General features: G+C 62.7%; 26 protein-coding genes. 12 read left to right on the forward strand and 14 right to left on the reverse strand.

Annotation, left to right across the window (positions count from 1 at the left end):
* Window positions 1-24: 24 nt before the first annotated feature.
* The 3 genes from hutG to hutI are packed head-to-tail and all read right to left on the reverse strand — an operon-like array spanning window position 25 to window position 3,610.
* Window positions 25-843 carry an N-formylglutamate deformylase gene (gene hutG, locus HGP13_RS24645; protein WP_172229857.1) on the reverse strand — a complete coding sequence of 273 codons (819 nt, stop codon included), beginning with the start codon at window positions 841-843 and terminating at the stop codon, window positions 25-27.
* On the reverse strand, window positions 843-2,384 hold the full coding sequence (hutH, locus tag HGP13_RS24650) for a histidine ammonia-lyase (protein ID WP_172229860.1): 1,542 nt from the start codon (window positions 2,382-2,384) through the stop codon (window positions 843-845). Before hutH ends, hutG begins: the two co-directional genes overlap by 1 nt.
* Complete coding sequence (gene hutI / locus HGP13_RS24655) at window positions 2,381-3,610, reverse strand: imidazolonepropionase (protein WP_172229863.1); 1,230 nt, start codon at window positions 3,608-3,610, stop codon at window positions 2,381-2,383. The genes hutH and hutI overlap by 4 nt, the downstream gene beginning before the upstream one ends.
* A gap of 97 nt (window positions 3,611-3,707) precedes the next feature.
* On the opposite strand from hutI, the gene HGP13_RS24660 reads away from it, so the two are divergent.
* A complete protein-coding gene (locus HGP13_RS24660) occupies window positions 3,708-5,060 on the forward strand; it encodes a formimidoylglutamate deiminase (RefSeq protein WP_172229866.1) in 1,353 nt (450 codons plus the stop codon).
* Complete coding sequence (gene hutC / locus HGP13_RS24665; RefSeq protein WP_172229869.1) at window positions 5,057-5,797, forward strand: histidine utilization repressor; 741 nt, start codon at window positions 5,057-5,059, stop codon at window positions 5,795-5,797. Before HGP13_RS24660 ends, hutC begins: the two co-directional genes overlap by 4 nt.
* A gap of 45 nt (window positions 5,798-5,842) precedes the next feature.
* Here the strand turns inward: hutC and HGP13_RS24670 are convergent, their stop codons facing one another.
* Window positions 5,843-6,187, reverse strand: coding sequence for a RidA family protein (locus HGP13_RS24670; protein ID WP_172229872.1), 345 nt, complete (start codon window positions 6,185-6,187; stop codon window positions 5,843-5,845).
* Window positions 6,188-6,409: 222 nt separating this feature from the next.
* On the opposite strand from HGP13_RS24670, the gene aztA reads away from it, so the two are divergent.
* The 4 genes from aztA (at window position 6,410) to HGP13_RS24690 (ending at window position 9,532) form a co-directional block, all read left to right on the forward strand.
* Window positions 6,410-7,231 (forward strand): zinc ABC transporter ATP-binding protein AztA, encoded by an 822-nt coding sequence (aztA, locus tag HGP13_RS24675; protein ID WP_172229875.1) that lies wholly within the window; start codon window positions 6,410-6,412, stop codon window positions 7,229-7,231.
* Window positions 7,231-8,106, forward strand: a complete 876-nt coding sequence (gene aztB / locus HGP13_RS24680) for a zinc ABC transporter permease AztB (protein ID WP_172229878.1) — start codon at window positions 7,231-7,233, stop codon at window positions 8,104-8,106. Before aztA ends, aztB begins: the two co-directional genes overlap by 1 nt.
* Before the next feature lie 24 nt (window positions 8,107-8,130).
* Window positions 8,131-9,072, forward strand: coding sequence for a zinc ABC transporter substrate-binding protein AztC (aztC, locus tag HGP13_RS24685; RefSeq protein WP_172229881.1), 942 nt, complete (start codon window positions 8,131-8,133; stop codon window positions 9,070-9,072).
* 121 nt (window positions 9,073-9,193) lie between these two features.
* Window positions 9,194-9,532: a TIGR01244 family sulfur transferase gene (locus HGP13_RS24690; RefSeq protein ID WP_172229884.1), complete on the forward strand. Its 339-nt coding sequence runs from the start codon at window positions 9,194-9,196 to the stop codon at window positions 9,530-9,532.
* Here the strand turns inward: HGP13_RS24690 and HGP13_RS24695 are convergent.
* Entirely contained in the window at window positions 9,529-9,996 is a 468-nt protein-coding gene (locus HGP13_RS24695) for an Lrp/AsnC family transcriptional regulator (RefSeq protein WP_172229887.1), read from the reverse strand. The genes HGP13_RS24690 and HGP13_RS24695 overlap by 4 nt on opposite strands.
* Window positions 9,997-10,135: 139 nt before the next feature.
* On the opposite strand from HGP13_RS24695, the gene hppD reads away from it, so the two are divergent.
* Both hppD and HGP13_RS24705 read left to right on the forward strand, forming a co-directional pair.
* Window positions 10,136-11,251 carry a 4-hydroxyphenylpyruvate dioxygenase gene (gene hppD, locus HGP13_RS24700; protein ID WP_172229890.1) on the forward strand — a complete coding sequence of 372 codons (1,116 nt, stop codon included), beginning with the start codon at window positions 10,136-10,138 and terminating at the stop codon, window positions 11,249-11,251.
* Window positions 11,252-11,316: 65 nt separating this feature from the next.
* A complete protein-coding gene (locus tag HGP13_RS24705; protein ID WP_172229893.1) occupies window positions 11,317-11,541 on the forward strand; it encodes a type II toxin-antitoxin system prevent-host-death family antitoxin in 225 nt (74 codons plus the stop codon).
* Window positions 11,542-11,545: 4 nt separating this feature from the next.
* Here HGP13_RS24705 and HGP13_RS24710 read toward each other — a convergent pair whose 3' ends face one another.
* Genes HGP13_RS24710 through hmgA form a run of 5 tightly spaced genes read right to left on the reverse strand, consistent with a single transcriptional unit; the run spans window position 11,546 to window position 15,617 of the window.
* Window positions 11,546-12,082 carry a DinB family protein gene (locus HGP13_RS24710; protein ID WP_172229896.1) on the reverse strand — a complete coding sequence of 179 codons (537 nt, stop codon included), beginning with the start codon at window positions 12,080-12,082 and terminating at the stop codon, window positions 11,546-11,548.
* Between the two features lie 4 nt (window positions 12,083-12,086).
* The gene (locus HGP13_RS24715; RefSeq protein ID WP_246707111.1) at window positions 12,087-12,368 is read right to left on the reverse strand and encodes a hypothetical protein; all 282 of its coding nucleotides are present in this window, start codon (window positions 12,366-12,368) and stop codon (window positions 12,087-12,089) included.
* A gap of 26 nt (window positions 12,369-12,394) precedes the next feature.
* A complete protein-coding gene (locus HGP13_RS24720; protein WP_172229902.1) occupies window positions 12,395-13,408 on the reverse strand; it encodes a fumarylacetoacetate hydrolase family protein in 1,014 nt (337 codons plus the stop codon).
* Complete coding sequence (locus HGP13_RS24725; protein ID WP_172234833.1) at window positions 13,405-14,292, reverse strand: MBL fold metallo-hydrolase; 888 nt, start codon at window positions 14,290-14,292, stop codon at window positions 13,405-13,407. The genes HGP13_RS24720 and HGP13_RS24725 overlap by 4 nt, the downstream gene beginning before the upstream one ends.
* A gap of 11 nt (window positions 14,293-14,303) precedes the next feature.
* Window positions 14,304-15,617 carry a homogentisate 1,2-dioxygenase gene (hmgA, locus tag HGP13_RS24730; RefSeq protein WP_172234834.1) on the reverse strand — a complete coding sequence of 438 codons (1,314 nt, stop codon included), beginning with the start codon at window positions 15,615-15,617 and terminating at the stop codon, window positions 14,304-14,306.
* Between the two features lie 120 nt (window positions 15,618-15,737).
* Between hmgA and HGP13_RS24735 the strand changes: the two genes are divergently transcribed.
* Window positions 15,738-16,181 (forward strand): MarR family transcriptional regulator, encoded by a 444-nt coding sequence (locus HGP13_RS24735; protein ID WP_172229905.1) that lies wholly within the window; start codon window positions 15,738-15,740, stop codon window positions 16,179-16,181.
* 6 nt (window positions 16,182-16,187) lie between these two features.
* Here the strand turns inward: HGP13_RS24735 and tdh are convergent, their stop codons facing one another.
* A complete protein-coding gene (gene tdh / locus HGP13_RS24740) occupies window positions 16,188-17,222 on the reverse strand; it encodes an L-threonine 3-dehydrogenase (RefSeq protein ID WP_027042229.1) in 1,035 nt (344 codons plus the stop codon).
* 50 nt (window positions 17,223-17,272) lie between these two features.
* Complete coding sequence (locus HGP13_RS24745; RefSeq protein WP_172229908.1) at window positions 17,273-18,460, reverse strand: glycine C-acetyltransferase; 1,188 nt, start codon at window positions 18,458-18,460, stop codon at window positions 17,273-17,275.
* A gap of 320 nt (window positions 18,461-18,780) precedes the next feature.
* Here HGP13_RS24745 and HGP13_RS24750 point away from each other — a divergent pair, with 320 nt between their 5' ends.
* Window positions 18,781-20,853, forward strand: a complete 2,073-nt coding sequence (locus HGP13_RS24750; RefSeq protein ID WP_172229911.1) for an EAL domain-containing protein — start codon at window positions 18,781-18,783, stop codon at window positions 20,851-20,853.
* 110 nt (window positions 20,854-20,963) lie between these two features.
* Window positions 20,964-21,665 carry a polysaccharide deacetylase family protein gene (locus HGP13_RS24755; protein ID WP_246707112.1) on the forward strand — a complete coding sequence of 234 codons (702 nt, stop codon included), beginning with the start codon at window positions 20,964-20,966 and terminating at the stop codon, window positions 21,663-21,665.
* Window positions 21,666-21,683: 18 nt separating this feature from the next.
* Here the strand turns inward: HGP13_RS24755 and HGP13_RS24760 are convergent, their stop codons facing one another.
* Window positions 21,684-22,112 (reverse strand): MarR family winged helix-turn-helix transcriptional regulator, encoded by a 429-nt coding sequence (locus HGP13_RS24760; protein WP_172229917.1) that lies wholly within the window; start codon window positions 22,110-22,112, stop codon window positions 21,684-21,686.
* A gap of 116 nt (window positions 22,113-22,228) precedes the next feature.
* Between HGP13_RS24760 and HGP13_RS24765 the strand changes: the two genes are divergently transcribed.
* Window positions 22,229-22,636: a hypothetical protein gene (locus tag HGP13_RS24765; protein WP_172229920.1), complete on the forward strand. Its 408-nt coding sequence runs from the start codon at window positions 22,229-22,231 to the stop codon at window positions 22,634-22,636.
* A 226-nt stretch (window positions 22,637-22,862) separates the two neighbouring features.
* Here the strand turns inward: HGP13_RS24765 and HGP13_RS24770 are convergent, their stop codons facing one another.
* Window positions 22,863-24,908, reverse strand: a complete 2,046-nt coding sequence (locus HGP13_RS24770; RefSeq protein WP_172229923.1) for an NADH:flavin oxidoreductase — start codon at window positions 24,906-24,908, stop codon at window positions 22,863-22,865.
* Window positions 24,909-25,006 lie beyond the last annotated feature (98 nt).

Raw genomic sequence — 25,006 nt, forward strand, 5'->3', positions numbered from 1 at the left:
TGCGTTCCTCCTAAAAATTGCCGATCAGCCGTGCGCCCAGGCAATCGCGGTTTTCAGAATGGTCTCCAGCGTTGCGCGTATCGGCGCAGCGAAATCGGCGTCATAGGGTACTGGCCAATTGTCCGGCTCACCCTTTTCCTCGGTCTCGCGCATGTAGCCGCGGTTGGACAGCTCCATCTGCAAGGCGTGGACACCCTGTTGCGGTTGGCCAAAATGGCGTGTGATCCAGCCGCCCTTGAAGCGACCGTTGACGACAGAGGTTTCGCCGGTTTCGGCCATGATCTGGCTGACCATTGCCTGCAGATTCGGATCAGCGCTCTTGCCGTCATTGGTGCCTAGGTTGAACACTGGCAGCGCGCCTTCGAACAGGCGCGGCAGCACCGAGCGAATAGAGTGGCAATCGTAGAGGACGATCTTGTCGTGCAGGCCTCGCAGCCGGTCGATCTCGGCCTGCAAGGCGGCATGGTACGGCACGAAGAATTTTTCGCGACGCTCGTCGACCTCCGACGGCCCCGGCTCTTCGCCCTCGCGGTAGAGCGGATCACCATCGAATGTCTCGGTCGGGCACAGGCCGGTCGTGGCCTGGCCCGGGTAGAGCGAGGCGCCGGACGGATCGCGGTTGACGTCGATGACGGTGCGCGAGATCGCGGTGTGGACGACGGTGGCGCCGAGGCTGCCGGCGAAGTCATAGAGGTTATCGATCCACCAGTCGCAATCGCGGCGGCCGAGCCAGGGCGAGACCAGCCGACTTTCGAGGCCGGCAAGGTCGATGCCGGTGTGCGGGATCGACACCAGCAGGGGTGCCGTGCCTTGGCTGACGGTGAGCCAGGGTGTGGCGGCCATCACGCCGCTCCCGAAATCGACGGCAGCGCCACCGCGCCTGCAGCCCTGACGGTCGCGCCACTGCGCACCATGGCGATTGCCTTTTCCATGTCGGGATGAAAGTGCCGGTCATTGTCGAGATGCGGCACTTCGGCCCGGACCAGCTTGCGCACGGCCTCCAGCGCATCGCTCGACGGCAGCGGCTGGTGGAAATCGCACCCTTGCGCGGCGGCCAGCAATTCGATGCCGATCACAGCCGTCGCATTCTCGACCATGCCGATCAGCCGGCGCGCGCCGTGCGCGGCCATCGAAACGTGGTCTTCCTGATTGGCCGACGTCGGGATCGAATCGACGCTGGCCGGATAGGCCTTCTGCTTGTTTTCGGAGACGAGTGCCGCCGCCGTCACCTGAGGGATCATGAAGCCGGAGTTTAGGCCGGGCTTCGGCGTCAGGAAGGCCGGCATGCCGGACAGCGCAGGGTCGACCAGCATGGCGATGCGGCGTTCGGACAGCGAGCCGATCTCGCAGACAGCAAGCGCGATCATATCGGCGGCGAAAGCCACCGGCTCGGCGTGGAAATTGCCGCCGGAGAGCGCGGTATCGTCCTCGGCGAAGATCAGCGGATTGTCGGTGACGCCATTGGCCTCCGTGCCCAGCGTGTCCGCCGCCTGACGCAGCACGGTGAGTGCGGCGCCCATGACCTGTGGCTGGCAACGCAGGCAATAGGGATCCTGCACGCGCTCGTCGCCGACACGGTGTGATTCACGGATGGCGCTGCCGGCCATCAGACTGCGCAGCGCGTCAGCCGTCTCGATCTGGCCGGGATGCTTCCTCAGCACATGGATACGCGGATCGAACGGGGCGTCGGAACCCTTTGCCGCGTCGGTCGACAGCGCGCCGGCCACCAGCGCCGACTGGTAGAGCACCTCGGCCTCGAACAAAGCGGCAAGCGCATAGGCGGTCGAGAACTGCGTGCCGTTGAGCAGCGCCAGACCTTCCTTGGCGCCCAATGTCACTGGCTCCAGGCCGTGCGAGACGAAAGCGACCTTGGCCGGGAAGCGGCCATGCGGCGTAAAACATTCGCCGACGCCGATCATCACCGCCGTCATGTGTGACAGCGGGGCAAGGTCGCCGGAAGCGCCGACGGAGCCTTGCGCGGGCACGACGGGGATGACGTCGTTGGCAAGCATCGCTTCCAGCAGCTCGATCGTCTCGGGGCGGACGCCGGAGGCACCCTGCGCCAGGCTGGCGAGTTTCAGCGCCATCATCAGGCGAGCGATGGCGACCGGCATCGGCTCGCCGACCCCGGCCGCATGCGACAGCACGATGTTGCGCTGCAAGGTCTCGAGATCCTCGGCCGGGATGCGCACGCTGGCGAGTTTGCCGAAACCGGTGTTGATGCCGTAGACCGGCTCACCCTTGGCAACGATCCTGGCGACAGCCTCGGCGCTTGCCTTGATCTTTGGGCGGCAGGCATCATCCAGCTTCGGCACGGCGCCACGGTAGATGGCGCGCCAGTCAGCCAGTGTCGCATTGCCGGGCTTCAGGGTCAGTTCGGTCATTGTCCTCTCCAGATGCGGGCATGGAGCGGGTTGAAGCCCATGCGGTAAACGAGTTCGGCGGGACGCTCGATGTCCCAGATCGCCAGATCGGCGGATTTTCCGGCTTCCAGTGTGCCGGCCTTGTCGAGAAGGCCGAGGGCTCGCGCGGCCTCGCGGGTGACGCCGGCGAGGCATTCATCGACGGTCAAGCCAAAGAGCGTCGCGGCCATATTCATGGTGAGCAACAGCGAGGTGAGCGGCGAAGTGCCGGGATTGCTGTCCGTCGCCACCGCCATCTTGACGCCATGACGGCGGAACAGGTCGACAGGCGGCTTCTTGGTTTCGCGGATGAAGTAATACGCGCCGGGCAGGATGGTCGCCACCGTCCCGGCCTTCGCCATCGCGGCAGCGCCCGCCTCGTCCGTATATTCGAGATGGTCGGCGGACAGCGCGCCATAGCTGGCAGCAAGCGCTGCCCCGTGCAGGTTGGACAGTTGGTCGGCGTGAAGCTTGACCGGCAGGCCCAAGGCCTTGGCGGCATCGAAAACGCGCGCCATCTGCTCAGGGGAGAAGGCTATGCCTTCGCAAAAACCGTCGACCGCATCGGCCAGTCCGTCGGCGGCAACCGCTGGAACGATCTGCTTGGCGACCAAATCGATAAAAGCGTCCTTGTCACCCTTGGCTTCGGGCGGCAGTGCGTGTGCGGCGAGGCACGTCGTGCGGACGGTGACGGGGCGCTCATTCGCAAGCCGGCGGGCGGCGCGCAGAGACTTCTTCTCATTGTCGAGATCGAGGCCGTAGCCCGATTTGACTTCGACAGTCGTGACGCCTTCCGCCATCAGCGCATCGAGGCGCGGCAGCGTCTGGGCAACGAGCTCATCCTCGCTTGCCGCGCGCAGCGACTTGACCGATGAAACAATACCGCCGCCGGCGCGGGCCACTTCTTCATAGGTGGCGCCGGCCAGCCGCATCTCGAATTCGTTGGCGCGGTTGCCGGCATAGACAAGATGGGTGTGGCAGTCGATCAGGCCGGGCATGATCCAGCGGCCCTCGCAATCGATGGTCTCGGCGCCCTGCCCAAGCGAAGCCGGCATCTCAGCTTCGGCGCCGGCATAGACGATAAGCCCGTCGCGGGCAGCAATTGCGCCCTTCTCGACGACGCCGAGGCCAGCCGTGCCGCCAGCCATGGTCGCCAGCCGCGCATTGCGCCACAGACGAAAGCCGCTCTTCCCGTTTGCTCCAACCATCATCTTTTCCATTTGAAAGGATGGCGATTATGTATATACATATTGAAACGCGACGCAAGTGGTATCGTCGCCTTGGCATGCAGATTTGGAGGCGGAAGTGACGGCGATCTTTGCGGAACAGGCGCTGCTGCCCGAGGGCTGGCAAGGCAATGTCAGGATTGCGCTGGATGGAGGGCGCATCGCCACCGTCGAAGCAGGCGCAGCTCCGCAGGCCGGCGACGAGCGCCACGCCATTCTCGTGCCGGGCATGCCCAATCTGCACAGCCACGCCTTCCAGCGCGGCATGGCCGGGCTTGCCGAGCTTCGCGGCCCCTCCGCCGACAGTTTCTGGAGCTGGCGTGAGGTGATGTACCGCTTCGCGCTGTCGATGACGCCCGATCAAGTCGAGGCGGTTGCCGCGCAGCTCTATGTCGAGATGCTGGAGGCTGGTTTTTCGCGCGTTGGCGAATTTCACTATTTGCACCACGACCGCGACGGAAAGCCCTATGCCAATCTCGCCGAGATGGCCGAGCGTATCGCCGCCGCCGCGGGCGAAACGGGTATCGGCCTGACGCTGCTGCCGGTGTTTTATGCGCACTCCTCCTTCGGCGGCGCCGCGCCGAACGAAGGACAAAGGCGATTCATCAACGATGTGAATCGGTTCTCCCGGCTTGTTGAGAAGAGCCGCGAATTGGTTCGTGCCTTGAATCAAGCTGTCGTCGGCGTCGCGCCGCACAGTTTGCGTGCGGCGACACCGGACGAACTGACCCAAATCGCTGCTTTGGCGCCAAATGGGCCGATCCACATCCATGTCGCCGAACAGGTGAAGGAAGTCGAGGACTGCCTTGCCTGGTCCGGCGCGCGGCCCGTGGAATTTCTGCTTGGCGCTGCCGATGTCGACCAGCGCTGGTGCCTGATCCATGCCACCCATATGACCGATGCCGAAACCATCGGCATGGCCAAGAGCGGCGCTATCGCGGGCCTTTGCCCGATCACCGAGGCCAATCTCGGTGACGGCACATTTGCCGCGCCATTGTTCGGGGAGCATGGCGGCCGCTTCGGTGTCGGCTCCGATTCCAATGTACTGATCGGCCTGCCCGACGAATTGCGCCAGCTCGAGTATTCGCAACGCCTCGCCCACCGCGCCCGCAATGTGCTTGCCGTGGCCGGCGGCTCAACCGGGCGAGCGCTGTTTGATGCAGCACTTGACGGCGGCAGCGTCGCGCTTGGCGCCGGCGCCTCGCAGATCGCTGCCGGCGCTGCCGCCGATCTCGTCTCGCTCGACGCCAAGACCCCCTCGCTGGCCGGCAAGACCGGCGACGCAATCCTCGACGCCTGGATCTTCGCCAATGGCAGCAAGGTCGACTGCGTCTGGGTGCATGGGCAGAAACAGGTCAGCGGCGGCCGGCATTCAAGGCGCGAAGCCATCGGCGATCGGTTTCGCAGTGTGATGACGGCGTTGTCGGCATGAGCACGGTCGAGACAGTTGATGCTGACAGCGGCGGTTCGCTGCACCAGCGCATCCTGTCCGACATCAGCGAGAAGATCCTGTCCGGCGCCTGGGCACCCGGTCATCGCATTCCGTTCGAGCACGAGCTGACGACCGAGTACAATTGCTCGCGCATGACGGTGAACAAGGCCCTGTCGCAACTGGCCAAGGCCGGGCTGATCGAACGCCGCCGCCGCTCAGGCAGCTTTGTCCGGCAGCCGCAGTCGCAGGCAGCGGTGCTGGAACTTCATGACATCAGGATCGAGGTCGAAGCGCTTGGCCTACCCTATCGTTACGAGCGGCTGGAGCGCCTGAAGCGGCGCAGCAACGCGGACGACAGGGCGCTGCTCGGGCTCTCCGCCGCAGGGTCGCTGCTATGGGTTGAGGGTTTGCATTTTGCCGGCGAGCAGCCATTCGCACTCGAGCAGCGCCTGATCAATCTTTCGGCGGTTCCGGAAGCCGGAGACGAAGAATTTCTGGAAATCGCCGCCGGACCCTGGTTGATAGGCCGCGTGCCGTGGAGCGCGGCCGAACACCGGATCCGTGCCATGGCCGCCGATGAGGTTGTCGCCGACGCGCTCGACATCGATCCCGGCGCGCCTTGCCTGGTGGTCGAGCGCCGCACCTGGAGCGCGGAACACCCGGTCACCCATGTCCGGTTTGTCTATCCGGCGGAAAGCCACACGCTGGTGGCAAGGTTCACGCCGTCGCAGGGGTGAGTGATCTCCCCCACGAGGGGGGAGATTGGCAGCTTCACCGCTCGCTTAAATCGCCGCCGTGACAATAATCTCGACCAGATATTCCGGGCCGGCGAGCTTGGCTTCGCCGGTGGCGCGGGCGGGGGTGTGGCCCTGCGGCACCCACTTGTCCCATTCCGAATTCATCTCGGCGAAGGTGCCCATGTCGGCCAGCCAGATGATCGCCTGAACGATCTTGGTCTTGTCGGTGCCGGCCTTGGCCAGCAATTCGTCGATGGTCGCCAGGATATCGCGGGTCTGCGAGGCGACGTTGCCGCTGGGTTGGCCGACCTGACCGGCCAGATAGACGGTGTTGCCGTGGATGACGATCTGGCTCATGCGCGGGCCAACATCGATGCGACGAATGCTCATGGGAGGTTCCTTCCTGTTATGGGTGGCGACTGTTTAGAGTTGGCGTGGGCTTCGGGCAAGGCCGCCCGGGCCAAATCCCCTTGGACCAGTGCGCAGGAGACTCACGGCAAGTTGAGCCGCCGGCCGCAATTCCGCCGGATTGGCTTGTTGACTAATGTAATAACATCACATATCCAATCGGTCCCCTGCCGGCAGCGGGGTTTCGCTGCTTCACGGAACGACATGACCCAGACCTGCCTGACATTCCGTGACCTGACGCTGGGCTACAGCAGCCACCCGGCGATCCATCATCTCGACGGAACGATCCGCAAGGGGTCGCTGACTGCCGTGGTCGGCGCCAACGGCTCCGGAAAATCGACGCTGATGAAGGGTATAGTCGGGGTGCTGAAGCCGATGGCTGGCGAGGTTGTTCGCGCACCTGGCGTGCGTGCCGCCTACCTGCCGCAGCAATCGGAGCTCGACCGTTCCTTTCCTGCCCGCGTCGTCGATCTGGTTTCGCTCGGCCTGTGGCCGAAACGCGGCATGCTTGGCCGCTACACCAAGGAAGATCGCGAGTCGGTCAGCCATGCGCTAATGGCGGTCGGCCTTGGTGGCTTCGAGAAGCGGCCGATCGATACGCTGTCTGGCGGCCAGTTGCAGCGTACGCTGTTTGCTCGCGTGCTGTTGCAGGATGCCGACCTCATCCTGCTCGACGAACCATTCAACGCCGTCGATGCCAAGACGGTTGGCGACCTCATCGCCCTGATCAAGCGCTGGCATGGCGAGGAGCGCACCATCATGGTCGTCGTCCATGATCTCGATCTGGTCCGTCAGAATTTCCCTGAAACCCTGCTTTTGGCCCGCCAGCCGATCGCCTGGGGCGAAACCAGGGAAACGCTGAAGTCGGAAAACCTGTTGCGCGCCCGCCGTTTTCACGAAGCCTGGGAAGAAAACGCGCCCTGGTGCGAACCGGACGAGCATGCTCATGGCCTTGCGCACGATCACGACCATGCTCATGGGCATGATCACGATCATCATCACGGCGCGGGACCGAGGGCTGCCTGATGGACACGCTCTACGGTCTTTTCATTGCGCCCTTCGCCGATTTCGGCTTCATGCAGCGGGCGCTGTTCGGGTCGCTGATGCTGTCGCTCGGCGCCTGCCCGATCGGCGTCTTCCTGATGCTGAGGCGCATGAGCCTATCGGGTGACGCCATGGCGCATGCCATCCTGCCGGGTGCAGCCGCCGGCTTCCTGTTCTACGGCCTCGAAATCCTCCCGATGACCATTGGCGGGCTGCTTGCCGGCATCGTCGTGGCGCTCGGCGCCGGTGCCGTCTCGCGCTTCACCATCCAGCGTGAGGACGCCTCGATGGCGGCCTTCTACCTGATTTCGCTCGCCATCGGCGTGCTGATGGTGTCGATCCGCGGCTCCAGCGTCGATCTCATGCATGTGCTGTTCGGCACCGTGCTGGCGCTCAACAACGAGGCGCTGATCCTGATCGGCGGCATCGTCGCGGTGACGCTGGTCAGTCTCGCCATCTTCTGGCGGGCGCTGGTCGCCGAGTGCCTCGATCCGCTGTTCCTGCGTTCGGTCAGCAAGATGGGCAGCCCGGTGCATTTCATCTTCCTTGGCCTCGTCGTGCTCAATCTCGTCGGCGGCTTCCAGGCGCTCGGCACGCTTCTGTCGGTCGGACTGATGATGTTGCCGGCAGCAGCCGCCCGCTTCTGGACCGTGCGCGTCGAGCCGATGTGCGTGCTGGCCGTACTGATCGGCTTTGCCTCCTGCATCGCAGGGCTGCTGTTGTCCTATCACGCCTCGCTGCCGTCCGGTCCGGCCATCATCCTGTCGGCCGGCGTCGTCTACTTCGCTTCGATCCTGCTTGGCACGCGCGGCATCCTGCGCGCCCGCATCATCCATCACCGTCACAGAACGGCCTGATCTCATAGAAAGAGACCTCCGCTTATGCTGAAATACATCCGTGCCGCCCTGACGATGAGCGTTATAACATTAACTGCCTTTGGTGCATCGTCGGCCCTCGCGGCACCGCTGAAGGTGGTCGCCAGCTTCACGGTCATTGCCGACTTTGCCAAAAATGTCGGCGGCGACCGTGTCGACATCACCACCATCGTCGGGCCGGACGGCGATGCCCATGTCTATGAGCCGAGCCCGGCCGACGCGGTCGCCATGGCCAAGGCCGATATCGTGCTGGTCAACGGCCTGCATTTCGAAGGCTTCCTGCAGCGGCTGGTCGATGCCAGCGCCACCAAGGCCTCGATCATCACCTTGACCAATGGCGTAACGCCGATCGATTTCAAGCCTGAATTCGCCGACGCCGATGCGGCCGAGGGTGCCGGCACCGGCGGCGGCAAGACCGTCACCGACCCGCACGCCTTCCAGTCGATCGCCAATGCCAAGATCTATGTGAAGAACATCGCCGAGGCGTTCTGCGCAGCCGACAGCGAGGGCTGCGTCAGCTACCAGACCAATGCCGCCGCCTACACAAAGAAGCTCAATGTGCTGGAAGGCGAAGTGAAGGCGGCGATCCAGTCGATCCCCGAGGCCAAGCGCGTCGTCATCACCTCGCATGACGCCTTCGGTTATTTCGAGCACGAATACGGCCTCACCTTCCTTGCCCCGCAAGGCATCTCGACCGATTCCGAACCATCGGCCGCCGACGTCGCCAAGCTGGTCGAGCAGGTCAGGCAGGACAAGGCCGCCGCGATCTTCGTCGAAAACATCACCAACCCGCGCCTGATCGAGCAGATCGCCAGCGAGACCGGCATCAAGGTGGGCGGCACGCTCTATTCGGATGCACTGTCGCAGCCCGATGGCCCCGGCTCGACCTATATCGACATGATGCACAACAACATCCGCCAGATCAAAGGCGCCATCCTGGGAAGCTGATCGTCTCATTCCATCCGGTCGGGCCAAGACAAGCCCGGCCGGATTTTACCTGACGGGTGTTGCCGGTTCCGCTGGAGAGTGGCAAGACTTCTCGCCAAATCAAAATTGCGAGGATGCAGCCATGGAATACCGCGAAATCAGCGAGGATTATTCGGTCTCTGGCCAGATCCAGCCCGAAGATGTCGCCGCCATCAAGGAAGCCGGCTTCAAGAGCGTCATCTGCAACCGGCCGGATGACGAACAGCCCGGCCAGCCTTCGGCCAAAAGCATCGGCTCGGCGGTCGAAGCCGCCGGCCTCGCCTTCCGCTACATCCCTGTGATCAGCGGCCAGATCACCGCCGAGAATGTAGAGGACCAGGCCGAGGCGCTGGACGCGCTCGAAGGCCCGGTGTTTGCCTATTGCCGCTCGGGTGCGCGCTGCACCAATCTGTACGGGCTTATCCAGCAGTCGAAGAGTTAAATCGGCAGCGCGCCGGTTTCCTTGAGCGTTTCGAGCACGATAGCCGTCTTTACATGCTGGACCGATTCATGCGGCAGAAGCACGCCGTTGACGAATTCCGACAGTGATTTGAGGTCGGGCGTCACCACCTTCAGGATATAATCCATCTCGCCGGTCAGCGCGTGCGCCTCCTGCACCTCCGGCAGCCGCGCCACCAGTTCGCCGAAGCGCTTGGCGTTGTCGCGGTTGTGGGTGGCAAGCGTTACCGAGATGACGTTGACCAGCGAGAAGCCGAGCTTGTCGCGGTCGAGCACGGCGCGATAGCCCTTGATGAAACCGTCCTCCTCGAGCCGCTGGCGACGGCGCGAGCATTGCGATGCCGACAGGTTCACCCGCTCCGAAAGGTCATTGTTGGTCAGCCGCGCGTCGCCCTGCAGCAGCGCCATTATCTTGCGGTCGAACTGATCAATGCGCGTCTCATCCATGCTTTTGTCTCTCATCATGCATGCTTCACGCATGACATCATCATTTCAAGCATTTGAATGCAAGCACCATGCGCCGGCTCCGCGCTATGATGGCGTGAGATGGCCTTTTCTGGCCAAGCCAGTTTTTTGGAGGAATATCATGGGTCCCTTCCCGCACGACGCACCGCCCGCCACGATCAGCGAGGACAATCCTGCCGGCACCGATGGTTTCGAGTTCGTCGAATTCGCACATCCGGAACCGCAGAAGCTGGCCGAGCTGTTCGCCCGCATGGGCTATGTGGCGGTGGCCAGGCATCGCACCAAAGAAATCACCGTCTGGCGCCAGGGCGACATCAACTATGTCGTCAATGCCGAGCCGGGCTCGCATGCGATGAAGTTCGCCGACAAGCACGGCCCCTGCGCTGCCTCGATGGCCTGGCGGGTGGTCGATGCCAAGCATGCTTTCGACCACGCCGTTGCCAAGGGTGCAACGCCTTACGAAGGCGACGACAAGGCGCTCGACGTGCCGGCGATATCAGGCATCGGCGGCTCGCTGCTCTATTTCATCGATACCTATGGCCAGAAGGGCTCGGCCTATGACGCCGAGTTCGAGTGGCTGGGCGCGCGCGATCCGCGGCCGCTAGGTGTCGGCTTCTATTTCCTCGACCACCTGACCCACAATGTCTATCGCGGCCAGATGGACAAATGGTGGGATTTCTACCGCGAGCTGTTCGGCTTCAAGCAGATCCATTTCTTCGACATCGACGGCAAGATCACCGGCCTGGTCAGCCGCGCCATCACCTCGCCTTGCGGCAAGATCCGTATTCCGCTGAACGAATCCAAGGACGAGACCAGCCAGATCGCCGAGTATCTGAAGAAGTACAATGGCGAGGGTATCCAGCACATTGCGGTCGGTACCGACGAGATCTATGCCGCCACCGACAAGCTGGCCGCCAACGGCCTAAAGTTCATGCCCGGCCCGCCGGAAACCTATTACGACATGTCCTATGACCGGGTGAACGGCCATGACGAGCCTATCGAGCGGATGAAGAAGCACGGCATCCTCATCGACGGCGAAGGCGTGGTCGATGGCGGCATGACCAAAATCCTGCTGCAGATCTTCTCCAAAACCGTGATCGGGCCGATCTTCTTCGAATTCATCCAGAGGAAGGGTGACGAAGGCTTTGGCGAGGGCAATTTCCGCGCGCTGTTCGAATCGATTGAGCAGGACCAGATCAAGCGCGGCGTGATCAAGATGGACGGCAAGGCGGCCTGAAGCTAAACAAGTCGCTTACGGCTCGACCGGTTATGACGTATTTTGGGTTATAACCGGTCCCAGCCATGAACATATCCATCGCGGAAGCCAAAGCCAAATTATCGGAACTCGTCAGGCGTGCGGAGGCCGGTGAGGATATTGCGCTCACGCGCGGTGGGAAAATTGTTGCAAGGCTCGTGTCACCGGCCACGAAAGGCTTTTTGCCCCGGATTGGAGCCTTAAGAGGTAGCGTCAGTATCGCGGAAGATTTTGACGATCTCGGCGCGGAGTGGGCTGAATATCAGAAATGATGGCTCACAACCCCAGCCGCTCGACCTCGGCTCGCCTGAGCTTGATGTCATAATCGAGCAGGAACTCGTCGAGTTGCGGCGGCGCGACCGAGGTGCCGGACAGCATGGCGTGCACCTGGCCGCGATGATGGATGTCGTGCAGGAAGACATGGGCGAGGATGTCGCCAATCTTTTCCGGGATCATGCCGTCCTCGCGCCGGTCGGTGATGACGCGGCGGTCGAGATCGGCCTCCGACAGCTTGTCGCAGAAGGCGATCAGCCGCCGGTCGGCCGCGACTCGGGCGGCAAACAGCGCCTGTGGTTCGTCGAAAGGCACGAAATCATCATGGGCCGCTGCGCCGACGCCGCCCTCTTCGAGAAAATCGAGATAGAGATGATCGACCGCCAGAATGTGGTTGAGTGTTGCCTTGATCGACGGGAAAAAGCTGATGCGCTCAGCCTCGAACTCACCGGGCTTGAGCGCCACGACGGCACGATAGAGCCGGTCGTTCGACCAGAGATTGTTTCCGGCCATGCGGCGCAAATGATCCAGCAGGGTCACGAGATCATCCCCCTGCCCGAACCAGATGCAAGCCTGCCGCCATAATCGCGAACCCGGCGAGAACGATCAGCAGCAATCCGTTCATGCGCCGGCGCATGGCTTGCGTCTCCTCGTCCCGTGCGACTTTCATATTGGTGATGGTGTGGAACATCATCGCCTTGCGCGGGAAGCCGCTGCGGTTGGCGAGATCCGACGAGCGCGCCTCGATGCGGTAGCTCAACCGGATCGCCAATATGAAGACAACCAGAATGGCCAGTGCCCAGACACCGGCCAGAGTATAGAACACCTCCCCCCTCATTCCATAGCCCCTTGCTATCCCTGGTATTTCTCGACCTTCTGCTCGATGGCACCGAAGATCGAATGGCCGGCTCTATCCTTCATCTCGATGCGCACCGTGTCGCCGAAGCGCAGGAACGGCGTCTTGGGCTCGCCCGATACAATGGTCTCGATCATGCGCAATTCGGCGATGCAGGAATAGCCGGCGCCGCCTGCCGAGACAGGCTTGCCCGGACCGCCGTCGAGCTTGTTGGATACGGTGCCCGAGCCGATGATGGTGCCTGATACCAGCGGCCTTGTCCTGGCGGCATGGGCGATCAGCGCCGGAAAATCGAAGGTCATGTCGACACCGGCATTGGCGCGGCCGAACGGTTTGCCGTTGAGATCGGCAAGCAGCGGCAGACTGACCTTGCCGCCGTCCCAGGCATCGCCCAGTTCATCCGGCGTCACCGCGACGGGTGAAAAGGCAGAGGACGGTTTCGACTGGAAGAACCCAAAACCCTTGGCCAGTTCCGGCCCGGTCAGCGCGCGCAACGTGACATCATTGACCAGCATGACCAGCCGAATCGCAGCCCGCGCCTCATCGAGGCTAGCGCCCATCGGCACGTCGTCGACAATGACGGTCACTTCTCCCTCCATGTCGATGCCGAAGGCCTCGTCAGCCATGCGGATCGCATCGCGCGGCGCAATGAAGGAGTCCGAGCCGCCCTGATAGATCAGCGGGTCGGTCCAGAAACTCGCCGGCATCTCGACGCCTCGCGCTTTGCGCACCAGCTCGACATGGTTCACGTAGGCCGATCCGTCAGCCCATTGATAGGCACGCGGCAGCGGCGAATGCGCATCGTGCTCGTGAAAGCGCGCGGACGGCACGGCGTTGTTCTCCAGCGATTCCGCGATGGTCGCGAGATGCGGCGAGATCCTGCGCCAGTCGTCGAGTGCCGCCTGCAGCGTGCGCGCCAGGAACGAGGCATCGGTGTACTGCGTCAGGTCGCGCGAAACGACAACGAGTTTTCCGTCGCGCGTCCCGTCCTTTAGTGTGGCAAGCTTCATGCGGTTCCCTCTCCTTGTGCAGCTTTCCTGCTGCTTAACTCCACAACAAGGCCGTCACGGGCGATCGTCAAGTCGCCGACCCATGTTTTCCTGACAGCATCGATCCAATCCGCCTCGCCGATCCCGGGATCGTCGGCGGGAATGATGTGGTTGAGCACCAGTCTCTTCACGCCGGCATCGGTGGCGATGCGCCCGGCCTCCTCGGCGAAGCTGTGGCTGGCGAGCAGATGTTCTCTGAGCCGAGCGCCATTGCCGGTTCTGGCGACCAGCCGCTCGATGCCTTCTTCCAGCATGGCTTCATGGACGAGGATGTCGGCGCCTTCAGCGAAATCGGCGAGCGGTGGAAAGAAGGCAGTGTCGGCGGAAAAGACCACACTTTTCCCGCCATGCTCGAAGCGCAGGGCAAAGCAGTCGGTCACCGGTGGATGGTCGACACGCAGCGCCGTCACTTTCAGGCCGCCTTGTTCGACCACCTGCCCCTCGCCGAATTCGCTGATCGAAATCAGTTCGCGAATGTCGGGACGCCCCTCGTCGACGATGCGGATTTCAATGTCGAATTCCATCGCCTGGCAGAAGCGCCGCCAGTAGTGGCCGGTGCCGGCGGGTCCGAAGACGTTGACCGGTGTCGCCAGGCCCGCGGTCCAGGCAGTGTGGAGCAGCGGCCCGAGTTCCAGCACATGGTCGGAATGCAAATGCGTGATGAAGATCAGGTCGAGCGCCTTCAGGCTGCCCCCAGCATCGACCAGACCGCGTGTCACGCCAAGCCCACAATCGACGACGATGGTTCGCCCACCGATCTCAAGCAGTGACGAGCTTGGCCACGGCCCGCCCGGCCGCAGCGCCGGGCCGCCTTTCGAGCCCAGCAACACCAGCCGGTCCGGCATTGGCTTGCCGCTCAAGACCAGTCGCCCTCCGGCGTGCCATTGAAGCGCTTCTTCAGGTCTGCCCAGCAGTCGATGTAATTGTCCTGCCTTGTTTCCAGCTCGGCGCCGTAGCGGGTCAGCATTTGCGGGAAACGCGTCTCGAACATGAAGGCCATGGTGTTGTCGAGCTTGACCGGTTTCAGCTCCGCGCGCGAGGCTTTTTCGAAGCCAGGTGCGTCCGGCCCATGGGCCAGCATCAGATTGTGCAGGCTGATGCCGCCGGGGATAAACCCTTCCTCCTTGGCGTCGTATTGGCCGTGGATCAGGCCCATGAACTCGCTCATGATGTTGCGGTGGTACCAGGGCGGCCGGAACGTATCTTCGGCCACCAGCCAGCGCGGCGGGAAGATGACGAAGTCGATATTGGCGGTGCCCTCCTCGCCGCTTGGCGCCGTGAGCACGGTGAAGATCGACGGATCGGGATGGTCGAACAGCAGCGCGCCGACCGGCGAAAACGTCGCCAGATCATATTTGTAGGGCGCGTAATTGCCATGCCAGGCGACAACGTCGAGCGGTGAATGGCCGATCTCGGCGACATGGAAGTTGCCGCACCATTTCACGATCAGCCGGCACGGCGTTTCCTTCTCCTCGAACCAGGCGCAAGGCGTCTTGAAATCGCGCGGATTGGCCAGGCAGTTGGCGCCGATCGGGCCGCGATCGGGCAAGGTCAGCTTGGCGCCATAGTTCTCGCAGACATAGCCGCGCACTTCCTTGTCGACCAACTCGACCTTGAAGACGAGGCCGCGCGGCAGCACCGCTATCTCGCCGGGGCGAAGCTCGATGACGCCCATCTCCGTCACCAGACGCAGGGCGCCGACTTGCGGGACGAGCAGCAACTCGCCATCGGCATTGAAGAAATGATCGTCGACCATCGAGCTGTTGGCGACATAGACATTGGCTGCCATGCCGGTCTGCCCGAGCACGTCGCCGGCCGTAGTGATGCTGCGCATGCCGGCAACAAAGTCGGTCGGCTCTTTCGGCATCGGCACCGGATTCCAGCGATACTGGCCAAGCGCCAATTCATGGTCGCCAACATTCGGCGCGGTCTTCCACAAGGGATAGTTCGCCGGTTTGAAGCGGCCAGTGTGTTTGACGCTCGGCCGGATGCGATAGAGCCACGAGCGCTCATTGGTGCCCCGCGGCGCGGTGAAGGGAGAGCCCGAAAGTTGCTCGGCATAGAGGCCGTAGGCCGGCCTCTGCGGCGAGTTCCGTCCCTGCGGCAGCGAGCCGGGCAAGGTTTCGGTCTCGAAATCGTTGCCGAAGCCCGGCATGTAGGAATAGGCCATCCGATCCTCCCTGATCCCGGCTCCAAGCTTCACGAAGCCTGGCTTGCCGGTGATGTTGACCAAACTGGTTTCATTTGTAACCATTGAAAATGTAACTATCAACGGTCATGGCGCGCGATCATGGACCCCGACATTCTGGAACTGGAAAGCTTCCTGCCCTACCGGCTCTACCGGCTTGCCGATGCCGTCAGCAGCGAATTCTCGAAGATCTACCGTGATCGCCACGGCTTGACGCGGCCGGAATGGCGCACGCTTTCAGGCCTCGGCCAGCGCGGCACGATGACAGCGACAGAGCTCGGCGAGCAGTCGGCCATGCACAAGACCAAGGTGTCGCGCGCCGTTGCCGAACTCGAACGGCGGCGGTGGCTGACGCGCAGGCCGGACGAGAATGATCGCCGCGTTGAACATCTAGCGCTCACCAAGGCCGGGCTTGCCGCCTATCGGGAGATGGTGCCGCTGGCGAAGGCTTTTGAGCGGGAGCTGCTAGCAAAGCTGAGCGTTAGCGAGCGCGACGCGATCGCCAGCGGGCTGGCTGCGCTCGAAACAAGTCTCGGCAAGAGCTAGGCCGCCCTACCAGTCCATCACCACCTTGCCCGAGCTGCCGCTGCGCATCGCGTCGAACCCCGTCTGGAAATCATCAATACCAATGCGGTGGGTGATCAGCCCCGACACATCGAGCGGGCCTTGCACCAGCGCGATCATCTTGTACCAGGTCTCGAACATCTCGCGGCCGTAGATGCCCTTGAGATGCAGCATCTTGAAGATGACCTTGTTCCAGTCGATCTCGAAGCCGGTCGGCGCGATACCCAGAATGGCGATCTTGCCGCCATTGTTCATGGTGTCGATCATGTCGCGGAAGGCGGGGGCCGCGCCCGACATTTCGAGGCCGACGTCAAAACCCTCGGTCATGCCGAGCACCGGCATGACATCGCGCAGCTTTTCCTTCGAGGCATCGACGACATGCTGGACGCCGAGCTTTTTCGCCAGCGCCAGCCGTACCGGATTGATGTCGGTGATGACAACCTTTCGCGCCCCAACGCATTGGGCGACCAGCGCACCCATGATGCCAATCGGCCCGGCGCCTGTAACCAGCACATCCTCGCCGACCAGGTCGAAGGACAGAGCGGTGTGAACGGCGTTGCCCAGGGGATCGAAGATCGCGGCGATCTCATCCGGAACATCGTCGGGGATCGGCACGACATTGTGCTGCGGGATCGCCAGATACTCGCCGAAGGCGCCCGGGCGATTGACGCCGACGCCAAGCGTGTTGCGACACAGATGCCCCCTGCCCGCACGGCAGTTGCGGCAATGGCCACAGACGATGTGGCCTTCGCCCGATACGCGCTGGCCGACCTTGTATTCGGTGACCGCCGCGCCGAAATCGGCGACGGTGCCGACGAACTCATGACCGGTGACCATCGGCACCGGCACGGTCTTCTGCGCCCACTGGTCCCAGTTGTAGATGTGCACGTCGGTGCCGCAGATCGCCGTCTTCTTGATCTTGATCAGCACGTCGTTGGGGCCGATCTCCGGCACCGGCACCTCTTCCATCCAGATGCCAGGCTCGGCCTTGGCCTTAACCAGCGCCTTCATCATGTTCGACATTCTTTTGCCCTTGAGTCTTTTGATCCGGAATCGCTTTCGGCGCCGGCCGTTCAGGAAATCACGCTCAGCTCCCTGCCGACCGCAGCGAAAGCCTCCACCGCACGGTCGATATCAGCAATGGAATGCGCCGCCGACATCTGGGTGCGGATGCGCGCCTGGCCTTTCGGCACCACCGGGAAAGAAAAGCCGATGATATAGATGCCGCGCTTCAGCATGCGCGCCGCCATTTCCTGCGCCAGCGTCGCATCGCCCAGCATCACCGGGATGATCGGGTGGTCGGCCCCGGCCAGCGTGAAGCCGAGTTTACCCATCTCCGACCTGAACCGCGCCGCATTGGCATAGAGACGTTCGCGCAGGGCGTCGCCATTGCGGATCAGGTCGAACACCTTGATCGAAGCGCCGGCGATCGCCGGCATCAGCGTGTTGGAGAACAGATAAGGCCGCGAGCGCTGGCGCAGCCAGTCGACCACCTGGCTTTTGCCTGACGTATAGCCGCCGGAAGCGCCGCCGAGCGCCTTGCCGAGCGTGCCGGTGATGATGTCGACCCTGCCCTCGACGCCGCAATGTTCCGCCGAGCCGCGGCCATTCTTGCCGACGAAGCCAACCGCATGGCTGTCGTCGACCATGACCATCGCATCGTATTTGTCGGCAAGGTCGCAGACGCCTTTGAGGTTGGCGATGATGCCGTCCATGGAAAACACGCCGTCGGTGGCGATCAGGCGGAAGCGGCAATCCTTGGCTTCCTTCAGCCGCGCTTCGAGATCGGCCATGTCGTTGTTGGCGTAGCGGAAGCGTTTGGCCTTGGACAGCCTGACACCATCGATGATCGAGGCATGATTCAGCGCATCCGAGATGATCGCGTCCTCCTCACCAAGCAGCGTCTCGAACAAGCCGCCATTGGCGTCGAAACACGATCCATAGAGGATGGTGTCGTCCAGGCCGAGGAAAGATGAAATCGTCGCCTCAAGCTGTTTGTGCTCCTCCTGCGTGCCGCAGATGAAGCGCACCGACGCCATGCCGTAGCCGTAACGGTCGAGCGCCTGGGTGGCCGCCTTTCGCAGGTCGGCGCTGTCGGCAAGACCGAGATAGTTGTTGGCGCAGAAGTTCAACACTTTCTCGCCGCCGACCTCGATTAGCGCCGACTGCATCGAGGAGATCACCCGCTCGGACTTGTAGAGGCCGGCCGATTTGAGCCCGGCAAGCTCGCTGTCGATATGGGAGAGAAATGCTGCGGTCATGATCAGGCCTCGTTTGACGTGGGCAGACTGTCGTCCCGCGCGCGCAAAAAATCCATCGCAAAAGCGACGGGATCGGGTGGCCGAGCAGCATCAAAACGGCATCAAATGAGACGCCATGGGCATCGCTCAAGCGACCGCCCGGGACGCACAGGCCCCACGAATGCTCAAATGCAGGCCAGCAGCTAAAGGAGCCGATAACCATTTCGCGATCTTTCCGCGTCTCCTCCCTGTCGGTAGGCTGTCGATTTCCCGTCCTGTTAACGTTTGCAGTTCAATGGTGCTCATACAGGAATCCGTTGGCTAGAGGTCCGCCCCCGAACATGTCGCAGCAGCCGGTGCATACCGTTTCAGGCAAGCTTATCCTGCTGATCAAGGCCGGCTACTGGCTGGCGCTGCTGATCATTGCCGCCATGGTCGCGGCGTCCTTCGTCCTGCTGCAGCAGACAATGGCCACGCAGCAGCAGAATAACACCTTGCTCGACATCGTCGGCACGCAGAAGACGCTGTCACAGCGCATCGTCTTCCTTGCCAGCGCAACGGGTGCCGCCTCGCGCGACAAACAGCCGGCACTGGTCAGCGCGCTCAAACAGGCGACGGCGGAGTTCGAGATCAACTACGATCTGCTGCTCAAGCAGACGGGGGCAGATCCGCAATCGCAAGCCAAGCTCGATCCGAAATCGATCGAGAGCGTGCTTTTCGCGAAGCCCTTTCATCTCGACTATTTCTCGGTCGGCCTGATCGCCAATGGCGACCGCCTGATCTCGGCCCTTGAATCGCAACTCAACCATCTCGACAATGAAGGCTACAAAGGCGGCGCCGAACGCGTGAACCTCGATGCCTCGGTCGCCAACGCCACCTTGTCGGGCTATGCCGCGCTCGGACAGCGTATCAGCGCCGAAGCCGACGAGCGCTCCGAAAAGCTGCTCGCCCTGCACCGCACGCTGTTCTACGCCACACTAGGCGTCATCCTGCTGGTGGCGCTGTTCATCTTCAGGCCCATGTCCAATGCGATCCTGCGCAAGACGCGTGAACTGGTCGATGCGCGCAATTCCATGGCCTTCATCGCGGTTCATGACGGCCTGACCGGCCTGCACAACCGCACCTTCCTGACCGACCATTTCGAGACGCTGATCAAGGGCGCGCACCGGCGGCGCGAGCGGCTGGCGGTTGTCCAGCTCGACCTCGACCGCTTCAAGCAGATCAACGATACGCTCGGCCACGCCGCCGGCGACTATGTCCTGGTGGTGACGGCACAGCGCATGCGCGATTCCTGCCGGGCATCGGATCTCTGCGCGCGGCTCGGCGGCGACGAATTCGTGATGATCCTCAACGGAGCCGGCAGCACCGAAGACATCAACATGCTCGCACGGCGCATCCTGGCGCATATCAACGAGCCGATCGTCTTCCAGGGCACCACCATTCTTCCGGGCGCCAGCGGCGGCATCGCCGTCTATCCGATCGATGCCGACAATGCGCAGGACCTGCTCGTCCACGCTGATCTGGCGCTTTATTCCGCCAAGAAAATGGGCGGCGGCAACTTCTCGTTCTTCTCGGAGGAGTTGCGCCGCGAGCTCGACTACCGCAAGCAACTCGAACACGACATCAAGGTCGCCATTTCAGACAAGGCGTTCCAGGTCTATTTCCAGCCGCAGGTATCCCTGACCGACGGCAGCATCAGCGGCATCGAAGCCCTGGTTCGATGGAACCATCATGAGCGAGGCATGATCTCGCCGGGCGAATTCATTCCGGTCGCCGAGAAATGCGGCTTCATGCCGGAGATCGGCCGCATCGTGATCAGCAAGGCGATCAACGAGGCGGCCGAATGGAACCGTGCCGGGATTGCCTTCGGGCGGCTCGCCGTCAATGTCTCGGGCACCGAGCTGCGCGAGCACGATTTCGATGCGTTTCTGTTCGAGACGCTGGAAAAGGCCGGGTTGCCGCCACAGAAACTGTCGCTGGAAATCGTCGAATCTGTCATCCTGGACGACGAGAAGACAGGCATCGCGGCAAAGCTGCGTCACATCCGGGCCGCCGGTGTCCATCTGGAACTCGATGATTTCGGCACCGGCTATGCATCGCTCAGCCACGTCAATCCCAACGAGATCGACCGGCTCAAGATCGACCGCCGCTTCGTCCAGAACATCCACGAGAATGGCGACAACTCGAAGATCGTGCGCGCCATCACCGAACTTGCCCGCGGCCTCGGCATCTCCATCGTCGCCGAGGGTGCTGAGACCGAGGCCGAACTCGACTCGCTGATGGCGATCGGATGCGACCAGGTGCAGGGCTATTCCATCGCTTTCCCGATGCCGCAGGACAAGGCCCTGGAGTGGCTGACTGCCCGCATGCCGAAGAAAGCCAAACTTCGGGTCCTGCAGGGCAGCCTGTCTTAGGCAGAATCCAGCCCGGCTTGACAACCGGTTGCTGAAATGGCCGCCTGTCGCGATAACAACCGGATCGTGCGGCTATGACATTCTTGCGGTTTGTCCTGGCGGCCATGCTGATGTCCGCGTGGCCCGCCTACGGGGCGGATCGCACCATCTATCTCACCTTCGACGATGGCCCGCTGAACGGCACCAGCAACATGCTCGACGTGCTGGCGGCGGAACAGGTTCCGGCAACGCTGTTCATGGTCGGCATGCATGCCCAGGCCAGTGCGTCCAACAAGGCGCTGGTGCGGCGCGCCAAGGCGATGCCGCTGGTGACGATCGGCAACCACAGCTACAGCCACGCCTACAATCACTACCGGCACTTCTACAACGACACGGAAGGGGTGGTTGCCGACATGGTCATGGCGAATGCCGTGTTGGGCCTGAAGCCCGCGGTGCATGCGCGCCTGCCGGGGCGCGATGTGTTCCGGCTGCCGTCGATGTCAAAGAACGACAACTCGCTCGGCCCCGCGCAAGCCGGCCGCGAGGATCCCGACTACGAGTTCGTCGCCGCTTCCGGCTTCTATCTCTATGGCTGGGACCATGAATGGGTGCACAAGGACAGCGGCGAGCCGGTACAGAGCGTCGATCATCTGGTCAGCGAAATCGATCATCTGTTCGGCTACGGCCGGTTCGCCAAGCCGGGCAAGCTGATCCTGTTGATGCATGACGAGATGTTCCAGGACAGTTTTGACGGCAAGACGCAGCTCACCAACTTGATCACCGCGCTGAAGCTGCGCCCCTATGCGTTTGGAGCGATCCAGAGCTATGACTGAGCCTATGGGCCGGCTTTTCTAGCCTTCAACATTGTCCCGCAATGCCGCCAGCACCTGCGCAAACTCAGCCAGGCGCTCGTCGGGCAGTCCGGTGCGAAGCCGCTTGTCGAAGACAAGTGCGGCTTGTCGCAATTTCTCGAACAGAGCTTCTCCCGCCTCCGTCAATTCCACCAGATGAACCCGGCGGTTAACGGGATCGCGGCGCCGGGTCAGCAGTCCCTGCGCCTCCATCGCGTTGAGGTGGTGGGTGAGCGTCGCGCCTTGGATGCCGATCATGCCGGCAAGCTCGCGCTGGTTGGCTAGCCCATTCGACTTAACCGACAACAATGTCAGCCAGACCGGCAATGTACCGCCGGCCTCGACCAGAGCGGCGTCGAAGGCCTGCGCAACAAGCTTGGCGGTGCGGCCGAGATTCATGCCGACCGGCGGGCGTTCAAAGGGCGTCATCGCAAGACACTAGACGGTGTCTTTCCCAGATGGAACAAGCCCGCGTTTATACATTGACATCTAACCATTAGATATCTAACTATTTGCGCACCAGCAGGCGAAAGAGGAGAGCCGGTATGCAATATGTCTACATCGTCGTCATCGGTCTTCATGTCCTGGCAGGCGTGTTCTGGGCCGGCACCACGGTCACGCTGGCGCGCGATCCCGAGATCAAGGCGGAGCGTTTCATCCAGCCGCAGATGGGCGCGGCCGGCATGGTTTTCCTGACCGGGGCGCTACTGTGGTATTTCTTCCATGGCGCCTATTTCGGCTCGATGGAAATGGTGCTGGCGCTTGGCATCCTGGCTGCCTTCGCTTCCGCCGGCGTGCTCGGCGCCATGGTCAGGGCGCCCAGCAGACAGCTCGCCGGCGCCAATGCGGAGATCGAAACGCAAATGCGCGCCAGAATGGCCATGGGCGAACGGATCGCCGCAAGGCTGCTGGTGGTCACGGTGCTGTGCATGGCGATCGCCAGGATGATCTGAGCATCGCTTGCAAGCCCACAAGATCGCGCGTTGCCTGGCAATAAGCCAACGACGTGCGGGCGCGCGGCCAGGCCGGCATACATGGGCTCTCGTATGCGGTCCGACCGCGCGCCACGAGCTTTGACAATTGCAGCGGCCGCCTTTTCAGGTCAGCTTTTTGCGGGCTGCTTCTCAAGCATCTCCACGAAGACGACTGGTTGCCATCTCACATCCAGCGCGCGGCACATCAGATCCGCAAGCCGAACCTGATCCCGTCGTAGATGGCGGCATGAATGTTGCGCGAGGCTACCGCATCGCCGATGCGCAGCAGTACGAAGCCGGCTTGCGGATTGCGTGTCGGGAAAATGTCGCCACCGTTCACCAGTCGCTCGTAATCCACCGCGCCACCATTCCGCGACAGCGGTTTCAGGCTGAGGTAGAGATCGTCGAGCGGTGCCGTGCCGTGCTCGACCACCACCTGGTCGACACGTCGCTCGCCGCGCCAGCCATCGGCAAAATCCGAAGCCAGTTCGGCAACCAGTTGATTGCCCTCGCGTCGCACCGAGCGCAGGCGCGTGTTGATGGTGATGGTGACGCCTTTTTCCTGGAAGGCGCGCATATAGGGAACGTGGTTCATGCCGCCCATTTCGGGGGCGAAGAAACGCTCCGGCGAAACCAGTTCCAGCCTCGCGCCGCTGTTGGCGATCAATTCAGCCGCGCCCATGCCCTGATGGCCGCCATTGTCGTCAAACAGCAGCACGTTCTCGGCTGGCTTGACGCTGCCTGCCATGATGTCCCAACTCGACGTGACGAGATTGTCGCCCGCCGTCAGTGGCGGGTTCTGCGGCAGGCCGCCGGTGGCAACGACCACCACATCGGGCGCCAGCGCCAGGACATCGTCCTTTTCCGCCCAGGTGTCGTAGCGGATCTCGACGCCGAGCCGGTCGAGTTCGGCCAGCCGCCAGTCGATGATGCCGATCAATTCCTTGCGGCGCGGGTTTTGGGTCGCCAGACGCACCTGGCCGCCCGCTTGCGACGATGCCTCCAGCACCGTTACCTGGTGCCCGCGCTCAGCCGCAACACGCGCCACCTCCAGCCCGCCGGCGCCGGCACCGGCGACGACGACCTTCCGTCTCGGCCCTTCGGTCTTGACGATGATATGCGGAATCTCGGCCTCGCGGCCGGTCGCGGCATTGTGCACGCACAGCGCCTCGCCGCCTTCATAGATGCGATCGAGGCAATAAGTGGCGCCGACACAGGGGCGGATCTCGTGCTCGCGGCCCTCCATCACCTTTTTGATGATGTGCGGATCGGCGATATGCGCACGGGTCATGCCGACCATGTCGAGCTTGCCTGTCGCGATCGCATGGCGCGCGGTGGCGACATCGGAAATGCGTGCCGCATGGAAGGTTGGGAACTTTGTCGCCGCCCTCACCTCGCCGGCGAAATCGAGATGCGGTGAAGACCGCATGCCGGTCACCGGGATCACCTTGGTGAGTGCCGCGTCGCTTTCGATCGAACCGCGGATGATGTTGAGGAAATCGACCTTGCCGGAGCCTGCCAGCCGCCTGGCGATGTCGACGCCCTCCTCCTTCGACAGGCCCTGCGAAAAGTCCTCGTCGGCGACCATGCGGATGCCGACGACGAATTTTTCGCCGACGGCTGCGCGCACGGCATCGAGCACCATGTTGGTGAAGCGCAGGCGGTTGTCGAGCGAGCCACCATAGGCGTCTTCGCGGTGATTGGTGGCTGGCGACCAGAAGCCATCCATCAGATGGCCGTAGGCCTCGAACTCGATGCCGTCGAGGCCAGCCGCCTGGCAACGCTGGGCGGCCGACGCATAGTCGGCAACGATGCGTTCGATGTCCCAGTCCTCAATGGTTTTTGGGAAAGCGCGGTGCGCCGGCTCGCGCACCGGCGAAGCCGAAAGCACCGGCAGCCAGTCGGCCTTGTTCCAGCCGGTGCGGCGGCCAAGATGGGTGATCTGGATCATCACCTTGCAGTCATGCTCGTGGCAGGCCTCAGTGAGTTCGGCCAACCACGGCACGATGCGATCGTCATAGACATGCAAATTGCCGAAGGCGGCGGGGCTGTCGCGCGAAACGATCGCAGAGCCGGCCGTCATGGTCAGCGCCATACCGCCCCTGGCCTTTTCGGCGTGGTAGAGCCGGTAGCGCTGTTTCGGCATGCCATCCTCGGAATAGGCCGGCTCGTGGCTGGTCGACATCACCCGATTCTTCAGCGTCAGATGCTTGAGCTGGTAGGGCTGGAGAAGCGGGTCGTTGGAGGTCATCGTCTTCCTGCTGTTTCAAAGGTGTGGAGCAGCATGCACTGCTCCGGTTCCTATTTAAGCACCGGATTCGTCCGAAAATCGCTGCGCACTTTTCGGTC

This window comes from Mesorhizobium sp. NZP2077, from assembly GCF_013170805.1.
Taxonomy (GTDB): domain Bacteria; phylum Pseudomonadota; class Alphaproteobacteria; order Rhizobiales; family Rhizobiaceae; genus Mesorhizobium.

Bases quoted from the DNA above. Each gene is read 5' to 3' on its own strand.
- HGP13_RS24720 (WP_172229902.1), bottom strand. From the start codon at position 13,408: ATGAAGCTTGCCACACTAAAGGACGGGACGCGCGACGGAAAACTCGTT.
- HGP13_RS24745 (WP_172229908.1), bottom strand. From the start codon at position 18,460: ATGACCGCAGCATTTCTCTCCCATATCGACAGCGAGCTTGCCGGGCTC.
- aztC (WP_172229881.1), top strand. From the start codon at position 8,131: ATGCTGAAATACATCCGTGCCGCCCTGACGATGAGCGTTATAACATTA.
- hutI (WP_172229863.1), bottom strand. From the start codon at position 3,610: ATGGTTGGAGCAAACGGGAAGAGCGGCTTTCGTCTGTGGCGCAATGCG.
- hutH (WP_172229860.1), bottom strand. From the start codon at position 2,384: ATGACCGAACTGACCCTGAAGCCCGGCAATGCGACACTGGCTGACTGG.
- HGP13_RS24670 (WP_172229872.1), bottom strand. From the start codon at position 6,187: ATGAGCATTCGTCGCATCGATGTTGGCCCGCGCATGAGCCAGATCGTC.
- HGP13_RS24770 (WP_172229923.1), bottom strand. From the start codon at position 24,908: ATGACCTCCAACGACCCGCTTCTCCAGCCCTACCAGCTCAAGCATCTG.
- HGP13_RS24725 (WP_172234833.1), bottom strand. From the start codon at position 14,292: ATGCCGGACCGGCTGGTGTTGCTGGGCTCGAAAGGCGGCCCGGCGCTG.
- HGP13_RS24765 (WP_172229920.1), top strand. From the start codon at position 22,229: ATGCAATATGTCTACATCGTCGTCATCGGTCTTCATGTCCTGGCAGGC.
- hutC (WP_172229869.1), top strand. From the start codon at position 5,057: ATGAGCACGGTCGAGACAGTTGATGCTGACAGCGGCGGTTCGCTGCAC.
- HGP13_RS24755 (WP_246707112.1), top strand. From the start codon at position 20,964: ATGTCCGCGTGGCCCGCCTACGGGGCGGATCGCACCATCTATCTCACC.
- hmgA (WP_172234834.1), bottom strand. From the start codon at position 15,617: ATGGCCTATTCCTACATGCCGGGCTTCGGCAACGATTTCGAGACCGAA.
- HGP13_RS24760 (WP_172229917.1), bottom strand. From the start codon at position 22,112: ATGACGCCCTTTGAACGCCCGCCGGTCGGCATGAATCTCGGCCGCACC.
- HGP13_RS24750 (WP_172229911.1), top strand. From the start codon at position 18,781: ATGTCGCAGCAGCCGGTGCATACCGTTTCAGGCAAGCTTATCCTGCTG.
- HGP13_RS24695 (WP_172229887.1), bottom strand. From the start codon at position 9,996: ATGGATGAGACGCGCATTGATCAGTTCGACCGCAAGATAATGGCGCTG.
- HGP13_RS24705 (WP_172229893.1), top strand. From the start codon at position 11,317: ATGAACATATCCATCGCGGAAGCCAAAGCCAAATTATCGGAACTCGTC.
- hutG (WP_172229857.1), bottom strand. From the start codon at position 843: ATGGCCGCCACACCCTGGCTCACCGTCAGCCAAGGCACGGCACCCCTG.
- hppD (WP_172229890.1), top strand. From the start codon at position 10,136: ATGGGTCCCTTCCCGCACGACGCACCGCCCGCCACGATCAGCGAGGAC.
- tdh (WP_027042229.1), bottom strand. From the start codon at position 17,222: ATGTCGAACATGATGAAGGCGCTGGTTAAGGCCAAGGCCGAGCCTGGC.
- HGP13_RS24690 (WP_172229884.1), top strand. From the start codon at position 9,194: ATGGAATACCGCGAAATCAGCGAGGATTATTCGGTCTCTGGCCAGATC.
- aztB (WP_172229878.1), top strand. From the start codon at position 7,231: ATGGACACGCTCTACGGTCTTTTCATTGCGCCCTTCGCCGATTTCGGC.
- aztA (WP_172229875.1), top strand. From the start codon at position 6,410: ATGACCCAGACCTGCCTGACATTCCGTGACCTGACGCTGGGCTACAGC.
- HGP13_RS24735 (WP_172229905.1), top strand. From the start codon at position 15,738: ATGGACCCCGACATTCTGGAACTGGAAAGCTTCCTGCCCTACCGGCTC.